Raw genomic sequence first — 15,242 nt, 5'->3', positions numbered from 1 at the left:
GGGGCGCTCTGTGGTTCATTCTCGGTCTTCAAGCGGATCGGTGCTCTAGCGGACGCATGTGCAGGCGGAGTGCTCGTCGTCGGGCGCGTCCTTGCCCTGCTCGCCCGCCCTGTCGACGACCTTCGCGTCCATGCCGAGCTGCTGCAGGAGCTCGGTGACGAGCGTGATGGCCTCCTGCTTGTCCGCCAGCGTGCGCGGGGAGGACCAAGCGCGGCTCTTCGCGACGAGCGTCCTCACCAGGGCGTCGATCGGCGCGCGGAGGGTGACATCGCCGTCGAGGGTAGCGGGCGCGCCGGTCGCTTGCGGGGCTTGCGGGCCCTGTGTCCCCTCGGCGGCGCCGTTCCAGGGGCTGTACGAGCCGAGCCGGTCGGCCGGATCCCTGCTCTCGGGCTCGGCAGCGCCGTGCGTCGCGGCGTGCCCCGACCGGGGCCCGGAGAGCGACGCGCCGGTTCCCGCCGGGCGGGTGAACGCCGCCGCAGGCGCGGTGTTGCGGCGGTCCTGGACGTAGCTGCTGAGGATGTGCGCTGTGCCGTCCGGCCCGACCCGGACGATGACCTTGGCCGTGCCGTCCCAGAGCACGATATTTGTCGCGCCGGTCTCGTCGGTCCTCGCCTCGAGGGCGCCGGCCTGGACGGCCTTGCGGACGGCCTCGCGCGCGGTGTCGAGGTACCGTCGAACGGCGTCCTTCGGCTGCACGCTGGCAGCCCGCTCCTCCGGCGTCAGGAACTCGTCGCCGTGCTTGGCAGCGTGGTAGGCGGCGGCGCTCGCCGTCTCGAAGCGCAGCTCGCTGGCCGCCTCCGCGAGTCGCTCCGTCAGCTCGCCGTCCGCGCGGAGCGTGACGTTGCCCACGGCGTTGGCCTCCTGCGCCGCCTTCAGCTGCGCTTGCCAGAGAGCCTCGACGTCAGCGCCGATCAGGTTGCCCTTCATCGTGGCGACATAGAACTCGAAGCGCTCGACGAACTCGCTCACGCTCTCGGCGCGCTCCCGCGCGAACGCGGCCGCCGGGCGGCGCAGATCCGAGCGCTCTTCGCCGCTCACCAGGTCGTAGAGCCGCAGCAGGGCGTCGTGCTGCATCTCGCCGTTCTCGGCGAAGATCGCCATCGAGGTGGGGTCCTCAATGCCGCTGTCGCGCAGGAATGGCACGACCAGGCTCAGCTGCGGCTTGAAGCGCAGCCGCTCCTGGCCGCGGTGCGAGCCGGACAGATCGACGGTGGCCTGATCCCTGGAGGACCAGGGTATGCCGTCGTTCAGGTTCTTGACCAGCATGAGCAGCTTGCCGAGCTGCCCGCGGTCAACGAGCTCTTGCAGCCGCTTCGGGTGCAGCTTGACCTGCCCGCCCAGGTCGAGGAGGTCGCCGTCGCTCCTGAGCTCGATGCCTGCCTCGTTGATGCGCCTCCTGACACTGAGCAAGTCGCCGCTGTCGAGCCCCTCCTCGAACCGCCACGGCTGGGGGCCGAGGTAGCGGCCGTCAGCGATCTCCGGCAGTCCCGGCTGGCCAGTGTCGGAGAAGCCGTTCTTCTTCTTGTCCCACTTGAACTGGCCGTCGCGCTTGCGCCAGCGGTACACGTGGTAGTGCGGCGCGTGGTGGCCTGGCTGGTTGTGGTCGCTCAGGTCCACGTCGATGATGACGCGCTCCCCCGCTTGCCCCTCCTGCTGCGGCGCAATGGCGTGGAAGCGGTACTGATAGATCCGCCCGGTGGCGAGGTCGATCTTCATCTCCGGCGCGGCCAGCGGATACCCCGTGCCGTCGTCGTCGGGGGTCTCGCGCCAGCGCGGCAGGACGTCGTTCTCGTACGCGAGGCTCTCGTCGTCAAAGCGACCGGCCACGTCGTCGGGGATGATCTCGCGGATCGCCTGGGGGGAGAAGCCGAGCACTTGCATGATCTCGGCCAGACCCGTGGGCGACTCGGCCCGCGTGGCGTGCAGGACCAGCGACTTGGCGTGGAGCGGCGCCTCGCGCTCCTTCATCGACGCGAGGATGCTCTCGGCGTTGTCGAGCACGGCGTGGAGGATCTCGGGCTCGAGCTCGTAGCCGCGCTGATAGAACTTGAGCGCGCGGCCGAGGTTCCACGGCGTGCGGCGCAGGTGCTCGACGACCGCCTTCTGCCGCTCCTCGACGGGCGCGGTCGGGCCGGGGTCGGCCACGAAGCGCAGCCTGCCGACGAGCTGATCCTCGATGGCGCCGTCGAGCGGATCGACCACGAAGCCGTTCTCGTCGAGGTAGAGCGCGTTCATGCGGAAGTCGCGCTTCTGCGCGTCGGCCATGACGTCGAGCGGGCCCTGCACGCTGGTGTCGTCGCCCGAGGTGATGTCCACCATGGTGTTGACGCCGCCGACCTGGAGAAGGCGCAGCTCGGGGACGACGGTGACGGGGAGGGATTTGAACGCTGGGTCGGTGCGCAGCACCTCCTCAAGCCGCGACATCGGCATGTTCGTCTTGAGATCGACGTCCTTGGGCTTCTTGCCGCTGAGGGCGTCGCGCACCGCGCCGCCGACGATGTAGACGTCGAACCCGAAGGCGCGGATGAGCGAGATGAGGTCATGGACCCGGTGGGTGGCGCCGACGGGGGTGTCGAGGAGCGCAGCGCCGATGGGCTCGCTCTGGGCGGGCTGGGCGTCCTTGGCCGCGGTGTGCCCGCCCGTCTCCAGGTGGAGGATCGTATGTGCCTTGAGCTTGCGGCTCTTGAGCTCCGGCTCAAAATAAGGAGCTCCGTTTCGGGTGTTCTCCTTGGTGTTCTCCTTGACGAAGTCGATGAACGCCTTCTCTCCGCGCCTCTTCGCGTCGATGCCGGCGAAGCTCAAGAGCGGCGTCAGGATGCCGTGATCGGCGGTGGCGAAATGAGGCACCGCGAGCGCGCCGCCCTTGTCTCTTTTGCGGTCGGAGAAGAAGGCGTCGGCGACCATGCTGCGGTCGGCGCTGCCCTTCTTCTCGCCGACCGAGCCGCTCGCGAGCTGCTCGAACCCCAGCGCGTAATCGGCCATGTCGTCGCGCCGGTCGTCGTCGACCCGGATGCCGTACCAGGGGATCTCTCGCCCATCGCTGGTGGTGAACGTGCGTCCGACGATGCTGTCGTGCTGGAACAGCTCTCCGATGTTGATGTTGGCGAGGCGCAGGTCGGTTATCCTGTGCTCGCGGATCAATACGTCCAGCTGCTCGCGGAGGTAACGCTTGGAAAGCGGCAGCTCTTTGGGCGGGGTCAAGAGCGCCTCGACCAGGTTGGTGTCGACCACCAGCGAGGTGGACGTGAGCGGCGGCGACAGCGCCGGGTCCGCCAAGCGCTCGGCCTGGCGGACCAGCTGCTCGATGGTCGCGCGGGTGCCCGAGATCTTGCCCTTGTTCATGGCGCGCGCGAGCATGCCGGCGAACGCGCGCTCGCCGATGGATCGATTGATGATCTCGATCTCGGCGCGGGTGACCCAGCGTCCCTCCTGGCCCCTCTTGAGGACCGAGCGCGGCGGCTCCGCGTCGCCCGTCGGCGGGGGCGGCGGCGGCTCGCGCAGCGCCTCGATATCGAAGTCCGGCACGTGCTCGGCCCAGTCGAGGGCCCCCAGCGCCTTGGTGGCGTCGTAGACGAGCTTGCGCATCTCGCCTTGGTAGCTACCGAACAACTTCACGGACTCCTGCTTCAGGCTCTCGGCGTCGTGGGGTTCCTTGAGCGCGATGGCCACGAACTCCGCGAAAGGCACCGGAGTCTCCGCGCTCTCGGTGGTTGCCAGGAGCTCGGCGAGCGCGCGTTGCACCGCGTCTTCGTTGAAGTGCGCGAGCAGCGCGGTCTGCAATGCTGCGTAGTGCGGCACACCCCAGATCCACTCGGGGATAGCGCGCTTCTGAGGATCTTCGCCGCGAGCGGGCTTCTCGAGCTTCTCCTGGTTCCGCGGCTCGCGCGCCTTCTGCTTGTGCTCCTCGGCGCTAACGCCGAAGTCGGAGTCCTCGAGGTCGGCGAACAGGCTTACATAGCCCTCGGGTTCGGTCGTCTTCCCGGGTGCGCCGGCATCGCTGCTCGTGTCTGCAGCGCTGCTCGTGCTGGATGAGGATTCTTGCGCTCTGTCCTTGAATCCCTCCTGAGGGGCAGGTGTCCCCTCGGGGGGCTGCGGGGCGCTCGACGCCGCCGAGGCGGCAGGCGCCGCGGCGGAGGAGCCGCCTTTTCGGCCGATCGTCGAGCGACCCCGGTCGCGCTCGAGCATGCCCAGCACGAGCTCGGCGTGCGCTGCGAGGCGCCCCTTCAGCTCGCCGGCGGGCAGGTCGAGCAAGTCGGGGTTGAACGCCAGCCACTTCGCGACGATCTCCTCGGCCAGCCGCGTGGCGGGGCGCAGGCCGATGGGCAGCAGCTCCAGGATCTGCGGGAGGAGCTGCGAGTCGATGATCCCGATGGCGAGGCTCGTCACCTCGGTCAGGCGCTGCTCTGGGACGTGCCCCAGGAGGGCCGCGTACAGCTCGCCTGACGGCGTGAGCTGGACCGCTCCGGGATCGAGCGCTCCCGGCGCCACGGCAGGCCCGCCAGCGATGTGGGTCTCGTGCTGGCTCGCGGGAGCTCCCGCGAGCTGGTCGCGCGGGTCCGCGGCGTCTACCGCGGTCCCGGACCGACCGCGCGACGCGAGGTGCGCCGGCGCTTGCTGCTGGGTGGGGGCGTCGAGGGCCGGGGCGCGCGGCGGGGGGTAGGTCCCGAGGGTGATCACCTCGAAGAGCCTCGGCATGTCGGCCTTCTGCACCCGGATGGGGAACGACTGCCCCCACGACTGGACGGGCACGATGAAGGCGTCGCCGTCGACCGTGATCTCGCCGTCGATCGCGAGATGGTGCCGGCTCTCGGCTTCGCCCTCGCCGAGCGGCGCGACGCTCGCGGGAGCGTGAGGTGTCAGGGCGCCGCCGTCGCGGTGCCGCTTCGCCGCTTCCCAGAGCGCCTTGCCGTTCGCCACGGTCGCCACGGCGAACCCTGCGCGATCGGTGCGCCTGAGCGTCTCGTTGATGTGCGCGACGTCGCCCTCGGAGAGCCCGCCGCTCTTGACCGCGACCTCCGCCCCGAGCGCGTCGCTCATGAGGGTCGCCATCGAGTTCGCCGAGAGGAGCAGGTCGCCTTGCGCCGCCACGACATCGCGCTGCCGGGCGCGGTCGGTTCGCTTCCCGTGCTGCGCGACGGCATCCTGTCCGAGGAGCTCGACCAGGCCTCGGGCGAGCAGGTGGTCGAGGAGGTGGCGATCCAGCTGCTGCCGGTCCGTCGCTCGGGTCAGGCCGCCGCGCTTGGCCCCGGCCGTCTTGAGCCCGTTGACGAGCGGCCGAGTCGGAGCCGGGCCGAGGGCGCGCGGGATCTCTCCGGTCATCACGCGCCGGATGATGTCGAGGTCTTCGCTGAGCACCGCCCTGCCCGCACTCTGCTGTGCGCCGAGCTCGCGGGCCCCGGGCGCCTGCGCGAGCCGGCCGAGCAGCCGGCCCGTGAACAGCGCGACGACGAGGTGCGAGGTGGTGGCGAGATCGCCCTTCAGCATCGTGTAGAGGGCGCTGTGGAGGGCGCAGTTGCTGAAGGCGGATTGCGACAGCGACGCGGGGTTCTCGATGAGCTCGCGCAGCCTGTCCACGATCGCGCGGTCGACGTTGAGCGACTCGAGCAGGCCTGCCAGGCTGTCCGCGGCCTCTTGCCTGAGACTGTCGTTCGCCGGGGCGGACCACGCGCCGCTCTGCTCGTCGAGCGAGCTGAGCAGATCGTCGAGCGTCTTGCCTTGACTTCGTGGGCTCGGCTCGACCTGTGCGGCGTTGCCGGTGTGCGGCAGCGGATCGGCCGTCACGCTCTCGCCGTCGAGGACGGGGTTATAGCCTGCCAGCGTGTTCGCCGGCGCTCTGGCGCCCTGCGCCGTGTCCCCCGGGGTATCCCCGGGTTCGTTGTTCCGGGGAGCTTGCTCGGGATCTCCCGAGCGTTGCTGGGCGTCCTGGAGCTCCTGAGGCGGCTGGGTGCGGGGGCCGACGAGCTCGTTGAGGGCGTCTTTGCCCTTCTGCTTCAGGTCTTGCTCGAACCTGTCGGCGCGGTCCTTGAGGGTCGTGGCCCAGTCGTTCCCGAGCTTGCTCAGGTCGACGGTGCGCGCATTCTTGATCTGCTCGTCGCCGATCTTGTCCGCTTTGAGGCCGCCGACGCTGGAGATGGGGTTTGCGGTCTTCTCGGTGGAGCGCCAGTTGTGGACGTAGCCGACGGTGCTGGGGGCGCCGGGGCCGGTGGTCTCCATGCCGATCTGGAGCGCGCCGGGCCTGCCCGGCTTGGGCGGGCGGTAGCCGATGAACATGTGTCCGTGGGCGCCGTCGGGGAGGATGACGTCGCCGTTGAAGTCCTTGAGGCCGAGGCCGCCGACGGCGAGGTTGATGCCGTAGAGCTCGGTGTCGTCGATCTTGGCCATCAAGGCGGCAGGCTGGCCGCCCTGCTCCTTGAACTTGCCCTTTCCGAGCGCGACATGGTGCGTGCCGACGAAGCGCTTGAACACGCCGGCCTCGGGCTTACCGTCCTTGTCGGTGATGCCGAGGAGCTCGGTGAGCGCGTAGGGAGGGCTGCCGGCGGGGATCTGGATGTTGACGCGTCCGCCGTGCGACAGGAGCTTGGCGACGGGCACGTCCTCGGGCGGGACATGGCTCTTGGTGCTGTCGTCGTAGATCTCGGCGCCTTCCTGGAGCAGGTGGAAGACGTTCTTGAGCACCTCGAGCGACTGCCTGTGCCTGTCGACGACCTCTTTCTTGGAGAGCGTCTTTCGCGGCCGCAAGAGCTTCTTCTTCGGGTCGAGCACGGCGCCCTTGTCGATGGCCGTGCTCGCATCGTCATTGGGCTCGGTGTACTCGAGGGTCTTCGACCATTCTTCGACGATGCTCTGGTCGATGAGCCTCTTGAGCTCGTCCCGCCTCGCCAGATCGGTTGTGTGCCTCGCCTCCATGGACAGGGCCACCGCCGCCGGGGGGGTGCCCTCGAAGCGCTTGCCGGCCTCGCCGCGGTTCATCTGGCGCGAGACGTAGCTGGCGAGCACGACGCGGGTGGCCTTGTGGAGCTGGTGGAAGCCGCGGAAGCGCTCGGGGTTGTCGGTGTCGCGGCCCGACAGGTACCTTTCGACCTCGTCGTGCGTGAGCATGCCGGAGGCGTTGAGCCAGCTCTGCCCCGCGGGGGTCGAGGAGAGCTGCTCGAAGGCGCTCCACTCGGCGTCGCTGAGCAGCTGCCCCTTGGGAAAGCGCCCTCCGATCAGCTCCTTTGCCTTGCCGGGATCGGCGGGGAAGCCGCCCTGGGTCAGCGGCTCGGTGATCGCGGGGACAGCGCGCTTGGCCCGCTCGCGGCTCCTGATGCCCGTGTCGGTGCGCCAGAGGGTCTTCTTGACGGCCTTGTCGACGATCCAGGTCACCTCCTCGATCGGGGTGGACGTCGTCGGATCCGGCGCTCTCTCCGACGGCGGCTCCGGCTCGTCCTCGATCTCGTCGGTTTGCGTCTGCGGATCGGCGGCCTCGTCCTCGCTGTCCGAATCGGGGTTATACCCGGCGAGCAGGTCCGCCGTGGCATCACCGGGCGGATCTCGGCGCTCGTTGTCCCGCGGCTCCTGCTCGGGTCCTCCCGACTGCTGCTCGGGGGCCCGTTGCGCGGCGTCCTGGAGCTCCTGAGGCGGCTGGGTGCGGGGGCCGACGAGCTCGTTGAGGGCGTCTTTGCCCTTCTGCTTCAGGTCTTGCTCGAACCTGTCGGCGCGGTCCTTGAGGGTCGTGGCCCAGTCGTTCCCGAGCTTGCTCAGGTCGACGGTGCGCGCATTCTTGATCTGCTCGTCGCCGATCTTGTCCGCTTTGAGGCCGCCGACGCTGGAGATGGGGTTTGCGGTCTTCTCGGTGGAGCGCCAGTTGTGGACGTAGCCGACGGTGCTGGGGGCGCCCGGGCCGGTGGTCTCCATGCCGATCTGGAGCGCGCCGGGCCTGTCCGGCTTGGGCGGGCGGTAGCCGATGAACATGTGTCCGTGGGCGCCGTCGGGGAGGATGACGTCGCCGTTGAAGTCCTTGAGGCCGAGGCCGCCGACGGCGAGGTTGATGCCGTAGAGCTCTGTGTCGTCGAGCTTGGCCATCAAGGCGGCAGGCTGGCCGCCCTGCTCCTTGAACTTGCCCTTTCCGAGCGCGACGTGGTGCGTGCCGACGAAGCGCTTGAACACGCCGGCCTCGGGCTTGCCGTCCTTGTCGGTGATGCCGAGGAGCTCGGTGAGCGCGTAGGGAGGGCTGCCGGCGGGGATCTGGATGTTGACGCGTCCGCCGTGCGACAGGAGCTTGGCGACGGGCACGTCCTCGGGCGGGACATGGCTCTTGGTGCTGTCGTCGTAGATCTCGGCGCCTTCCTGGAGCAGGTGGAAGACGTTCTTGAGCACCTCGAGCGACTGCCTGTGCCTGTCGACGACCTCTTTCTTGGAGAGCGTCTTTCGCGGCCGCAAGAGCTTCTTCTTCGGGTCGAGCACGGCGCCCTGGTCGATGGCCGTGCTCGCGTCGTCATTGGGCTCGGTGTACTCGAGGGTCTTCGACCATTCTTCGACGATGCTCTGGTCGATGAGCCTCTTGAGCTCGTCCCGCCTCGCCAGATCGGTCGTGTGCCTCGCCTCCATGGACAGGGCCACCGCCGCCGGGGGGGTGCCCTCGAAGCGCTTGCCGGCCTCGCCGCGGTTCATCTGGCGCGAGACGTAGCTGGCGAGCACGACGCGGGTGGCCTTGTGGAGCTGGTGGAAGCCGCGGAAGCGCTCGGGGTTGTCGCTGTCGCGGCCCGACAGGTACCTCTCGACCTCGTCGTGCGTGAGCATGCCGGAGGCGTTGAGCCAGCTCTGTCCCTGGGGGGTCGAGGAGAGCTGCTCGAAGGCGCTCCACTCGGCGTCGCTGAGCAGCTGCCCCTTGGGAAAGCGCCCTCCGATCAGCTCCTTTGCCTTGCCGGGATCGGCGGGGAAGCCGCCCTGGGTCAGCGGCTCGGTGATCGCGGGGACAGCGCGCTTGGCCCGCTCGCGGCTCCTGAAGCCCGTGTCGGTGCGCCAGAGGGTCTTCTTGACGGCCTTGTCGACGATCCAGGTCACCTCCTCGATCGGGGTGGACGTCGTCGGATCCGGCGCTCTCTCCGACGGCGGCTCCGGCTCTTCCTCGATCTCGTCGGTTTGCGGCAGCGGGTCGGCTGCCTCGTCCTCGCTGTCCGAATCGGGGTTGTACCCGGCAAGCAGGTCCGCCGGGTCGACGCTCGCTTCAGGGTTGAAGCCGCTGGTGATGGCGCTCGCTGAGCTCCCTTCCTGGGGCTGCTGCGCGGCGCTCCGCGCGATGTTCTCGCGGATGCGTTGCCATGTCTCGTGCCCCCTGGTGACCAGGTCCGGGAGCTCGTTCTCGAAGAAGTCGCGCACGTCCTGGGTCAGCTTCGCCTTCGGCGCGGGGTCGGGGTCGTAGTACGACGCGTAGGCCTCGGCGAACCACTCGGCGGGCGTGGAGAACTGGTAGTTGGAGACGGCGTCGTTGCGGGCGTCGGCGCGGTAGCTGACCCATTGGTTGTACTGATCGACGTGGTAGATGCGGCCGTCGACCTGCAGCTCCGAGGCCCCGGCGTCGTCCAGCGTCCAGGGCTGGGCCATGGCGATCTTGACGGTGCGGACGGCCTTTTCAAGCTTCTTCCTTAGGTCTGCATCCCGAGGGGCAGCGCTCGCGGGAAACTCCACCAGGGGAGCCATGTCCTTGCGTAGCGAGGGCGCATCGAGGACGGAGGCGAAGCGCTGGAGCACGGAGAAACCGTCGATCTCGGTGTTCGCCTCGTCGTCGGTGATGCCCGCCTTGGCGAAGATGGCGCGGGTGACGTCCTCGAAATCCTGCGTGTCGGAGTGGACCTTCCAGCCGCCGAACTTGTCGTCCTCGGCGAGGCTCCTCCAGTCGATGAGCTTGTCGATGGAGTGACCGATCTCGTGGCGCATGGTCCACTTGACCAGGTTGCCGTTGGCGAGCACGTCGGACACGCCGGCCATGACCTGGCGGCGTCCGGCGATGCCGAGCTCCTTGTCCTGCTGCTTGCTGATGCCGTCGTAGTCCGACTTGGCGCCGCGATCCATGAGGTATCGCTGCCAGCTCACGCTGCGGTTGAGCCGGCTGTAGAGCCAGGAGGGCATGTCGTAGGGATTGACGACATTGATGGTGTCGGTGAGCTCGTCGTAGGCGCTCGCCGATTGCTCCGAGGAGATGTCGCGGATGATGGTCCGCAGCGTCGGATTGCCGGTGACGTGGTCGGGCGGCAGCTCACCGAGGACCTTCTCGATCCGGTCGAGCATCTTGTGCGAGAAGTGCTTGCCACCGGCGTCGTTGCCCGGGCCGATCTGCAGGTTGTACTGCCGCGCCAGCGCCTGCTCGCGCGCCGCGGCCCCCTTGTTGGAGACGAGGCCGGCGACTCCGTGTCCGCCGGTGCCGAGCTTGTCATTGCCTCCCGTGGTGAGCTGGGTCCACGCGTTGTTTTCCGGCGCCAGGCTCTGGGAGGCGTCATTCGCACCTGGCGCTCCCGACGGGAGATAGTTTCCGTACGTGAAGACCGGGAAGAGCGACGGCAGGGCGTCTTTCTTCACCTTGATGGAGAAGCTCTGCTGCCAGGTGTGCATCGGCACGACGTAGTGATCGCCGTCCTCGGTGATCTTGCCGTTGATGACGACCTGGTGCGCGCTCGACGTGCCGATGTTCCCCACCGTGTCGAACGGCTTGGCCTTTGTGGGATCCTTGGCGAACGCGTCGGCGCGCTCGGCGAGGCCGTTGCCGTCGAGGAACGTGGCCAGGACGAACGGCGCCTGCCCGGGCCTCGTGAGCACGTCATTGATGCGGCCCACGTCGTAGTTGTCGCCGGTGACCATGGTCTGGGCGTTGCCGCCGAGGATGTCGGTGAAGAGCGTCACCAGGGAATCGGCCGATAGCAGCAGATCGCCGTGCTTCTTGGACGGGCCCTTCGCGTCCTTGGCCCTTGTGGCCGCCTTGTGGTAGCCGGGGATGACGCCGGCGGTGTACTTGACGTCGGCCTGGTACTGCTCGGGGGCGAGCTTGCTCAGCATCTTGCCCAGGCCCCGGGCGAGCAGGTAATCGAGGACGTGCGCGTCGGAGAAGGCGCTCCCCTTGCGCTCCAGGTCGGCGCGCCTGGCCGCGGCCTTCTTGACGCCGTTCTGGAGCAGCTTGTTGCCGATGGGGGCGTCCTGTAGCGGGAGGTCGCCGCGGATGACGCGGAGGATGGGATCCGCCGGCTGGGCACTGGCCGTCGCGTCGTTTTCGCCCTGCGTGTCGAGCGAGAAGTCGGCGAGCAGCTTGCCATTGCGATCGAAGAGCTTGCCGGTGAACTCCGCCGCGACCACGTGCGCGAAGCCGGCCAGGTCGGACGTGAGCTGCGTGTGGAGCACGCTGTTCAGCGCGCAGGTGGCGAACTGGTGCTGGGAGAGGGAGTCGGGGTTGTCGATGAGCTCCGCGAGCCTGTCGACGAGCGCCTTGTCCACGCCTTGAGATCGCATGAGGTCGCCGAGGAGCCTCTTGGCGTCCTGCTTGTCCGCGTCCGTGGCCGGATGAGACCAGGTGTTGCTGGTCTCGAGGAGCGCCTGCAAGGCGGCCTGGGGGTCGCCGAGGTTCTCGTTGGCGCCGTCGGTCTCCTGGGTCGAGCTGTCCTTGGGGGCGCCCGAGGCGTCGTGAGGCGGGCTCGCTGCGTGCGAGCCGCTGGACGGGGCCACGGTCGGCGTGTTCTTGGAGAAGCCCACGGTGACCGCGCTCGGACCCGCTGCGCTCGGGCCCGCTGCGCTCGAGCCCGCTGCGGGCGGCTGCGGCGGCTTGTTCCCGGCGCGCTGCGCGATCCTGTCGCGGCTGCGTTGCCATCGATCTCGCCCCGTGATGATCAGGCCCGGGAGCTCGTTCTGGAAGAAGTCGCGCACGTCCTGGGTCAGCTGCGCCTTCGGCCTGGGGTCGGGGTCGTGATAGGAAGCGTAGGTCTCGGCGAACCACTCTTTGGGCGTGGAGAACTGGTAGTTGGAGACGGCGTTGTTGCGGGCGTCGGCGCGGTAGCTGACCCATTTGTCGTAATGGTCGACGTGGTAGATGCGGTCTTCGACCTGCAGCTCCCGGGCCCCGCCGTCGGCCAGCGTCCAGGGCTGGGCCATGGCGATCTTGACGGTGCGGACGACCCGTTCGAGCCTGTCCTTCAGGTCTGGGTCCGTGGAGGTGAATTTCGCGGGAAAGTTCTCCAGGAGAGTCATGTCCTCGCGCCGCTGTTCCGGATCGAGGAGGGAGGCGAAGCGCTCGATCAGGGGGGCACCCGTGGGATCGATCTGCCCCTCGTCGTCGATCTTCTGCTGCGCCTTGTCGTCGCTGATGCCCGCCTTGGCAAAGATGGCGTCAGCGACGACCTGGAGCTCCCGCGAGTTGGAGTGCTCCTGCCAGCCGCCGAACCGGTCGTCGCTGGCGAGGCTGTTCCAGTCGACAAGCTTGTCGATGGAGTGGGCGACCTCGTGGCGTATCGTCCACTTGAGCAGGTTGCCGGTGGCGAGCGCGTCGGACACGCCGCCCATGACCTGGCGGCGTCCGGTGATGCCGAGCGCATCGTCCTGCTCCTTGCTGACGCCGGGGTAGCCCCGCATGGCGCCGCGATCCATCCGCTTTCGCTGCCAGTCCCAGCGCCGGTTGAGCCGGCTGTAGACGAAGGTGGGTACCTTCTCGGGATTGACGATATTGATGGTGTCGGTGTCCTCGTCGTACTCGCTCGCCGATTGCTCCGAGGAGAGGTCGCGGATGATCTTCCGCAGCGTCGGACTGCCGGTGACGTCGTCGGTGGGCAGCTCACCGAGGGCCTTCTCGATATGGTCGAGCATCTTGTGCGAGAAGTGCGTGCCGTCGGCGTCTTCGTCCGGTCCGATCTGCAGCTTGTACTTGTCCGCCAGCGCCTGCTCGCGCTGGGCGGCGCCCTCGTTGGAGACCATCCCGGCGAACCCGTGTCCCCCGGTGCCGAGCTTCTTGCCGAGCCAAGACGGCGCCTGCATCCCCGTGGTGATGGCCGTGGCGGGGGTCGCGGAGCGCTGCGCGGGCGACTGCGAGGTCGTCTCCGGCCGGGGCTGGCCGGGTCTCTCCGGTGCCTTCCCTTGAGCTCCCGACGTCTGGCTCGTCGCGGGGGACTCGCCGCGAGGCGCGCGAGCGTGCTGTCCGCCTTCAGGCGTCGGCGGCGCTAGATACGGGGGCTCGCGGCCGGACTGGGGCCGTTGGGATGGCCCGAAGCGATCTCCGTCGTCGTCCTCGGAGTCTTCGTCGTCGCCGTCGTAGTCGTCGTCGTCGCCGTCTTCGTCTTCGTCTTCGTCTTCGTCTTCGTCTTCGTCTTCGTCTTCGTCTTCGTCTTCGTCTTCGTCTTCGTCGTCGTCGTCGTCGTAGTCTTCGTCGTAGTCTTCGTCGTCGCCGTCGTAGTCTTCGTCGTCGTCGTCGTCGTCGTCGTCTTCGGCTTCGTCGTAGTCTTCGTCGTCGCCGTCGGAGTCTTCGTCGTCGGAGTCGTCGGAATCTTCGTCGTCGGAGTCTTCGTCGTCGCCGTCGTAGTCGTCGTCGGCCAGCTCGGGATCTCCCGACCGTCGCCGTGCGTCCTCTAGCTCCTGAGGCGGCTGGGTGCGTGGGCCAACAAGCTCGTTGAGGGCGTCTTTGCCTTTTGCCGCCAGCTCTTGTTCGAACCTGTCGGCGCGGTCCCTGAGGGTCGTGGCCCAGTCCTCGCCGAGCTTGCCGAGGTCGACGGTGCGGGCGTTCTTGATGCTCTCGTCGCCGATCTTGTCCGCTTTGAGGCCGCCGACGCTGGAGATGGGGTTTGCGGTCTTCTCGGTGGAGCGCCAGTTGTGGACGTAGCCGACGGTGCTGGGGGCGCCCGGGCCGGTGGTCTCCATGCCGATCTGGAGCGCGCCGGGCCTGTCCGGCTTGGGCGGGCGGTAGCCGAGGAACATGTGTCCGTGGGCGCCGTCGGGGAGGATGACGTCGCCGTTGAAGTCCTTGAGGCCGAGGCCGCCGACGGCGAGGTTGATGCCGTAGAGCTCGGTGTCGTCGATCTTGGACCTGATGGCGGCGCCGTGGCCGCCCTGCTCCTTGAAATTCCCGTCGTCGAGCTTGATGTGGTGGGTGCCGAAGGCGCGCTTGAACACGCCGCTTGCGGGGTCGCCGTTGCTGTCGGTGATGCCGAGGAGCTCGGTGAGGGCGTACGGAGGGCTGCCGGCGGGGATCTGGACGTTGACGCGGCCGCCGTGCGACAGGAGCTTGGCGACGGGCACGTCCTGGAGGGGGACATGGCTCTTTTTGCTGTCGTCGTAGATCTCGGCGCCTTCCTGGAGCAGGTGGAAGACGTTCTTGAGCACATCGAGCGACTGCCTGTGCCTGTCGACGACCTCTTCCTTGGAGAGCGTCTTTCGTGGCCGCAAGAACTTCTTCTGCGGGTCCGGGACGGCGCCCTTGTCGATGGCCGTGCTCGCATCGTCGTTGGGGTCGGTGTACTCGAGGGTCTTGGACCACTCGTCGACGATGCTCTGGTCGATGCGCTGCTGGAGCGCAGCTCTCCTCGCGGAGTCGGGCGCGTGCTTCGCCTCCATGGAGAGGGCGAGGGCCGCCGGCGGGGTGCCCTCGAAGCGCTTGCCGGCCTCGCCGCGGTTCATCTGGCGCGAGACGTAGCTGGCGAGGACGACCTTGCTGGCCTTGTGGACCTGGTGGAAGCCGCGGAATCGCTCGGGGTTTTCGCTGTCGCGGCCCGACAGGTACCTTTCGACCTCGGCGTGCGTGAGCATGCCGGAGGCGTTGAGCCAGGCCTGCCCCGCGGGGGTCGAGGAGAGCTGCTCGAAGGCGCTCCACTCGGCGTCGCTGAGCAGCTGCCCCTTGGGAAAGCGCCCTCCAATCTGCTCCTTCGCCTTGCCGGGGTCGCTGGGGAAGCCGCCCTGGGTCAGCGGCTCGGTGATCGCGGGGACGCCGCGCTTGGCCCGCTCGCGGCTCCTGAAGCCCGTGTCGGTACGCCAGAGGGTCTTCTTGACGGCCTTGTCGACGATCCAGGTCACCTCCTCGAGCGGGGTGGACGTCGCCGGATCCGGCGCTCTCTCCGACGGCGGCTCCGGCTCTTCCTCGATCTCGTTGGGTTGTCGCGGCCGGTCGCTTGCCACGTCCCCGCGGGCCAGAGCGGGCTTGTCCCCTGCGAGCATGCCCGCCGGGGCATCACCGGGCGGAGCTCGGCGCGCGCTCTCCCGCGAAGCGTTTCCGAGGGGGCCTGCGTCCTTGCGATTGGCGCCAG

1 protein-coding gene is annotated in these 15,242 nt (G+C 68.5%); it reads right to left on the bottom strand.

The genetic code is table 11. The features are described from left to right. Window positions 1–45: 45 nt before the first annotated feature. Window positions 46–15,153: a hypothetical protein gene (locus WMF28_RS35610; protein ID WP_437597981.1), complete on the bottom strand. Its 15,108-nt coding sequence runs from the start codon at window positions 15,151–15,153 to the stop codon at window positions 46–48. Window positions 15,154–15,242 lie beyond the last annotated feature (89 nt).

The organism is Sorangium sp. So ce590 (assembly GCF_051521365.1).
GTDB lineage: Bacteria > Myxococcota_A > Polyangia > Polyangiales > Polyangiaceae > Sorangium.
This window is presented reverse-complemented; position numbering and strand designations above follow the sequence as displayed.

Excerpts from the sequence above, each read along its gene's own strand:
- WMF28_RS35610 (WP_437597981.1), bottom strand. The coding sequence starts at position 15,153 with ATGCTCGCAGGGGACAAGCCCGCTCTGGCCCGCGGGGACGTGGCAAGC.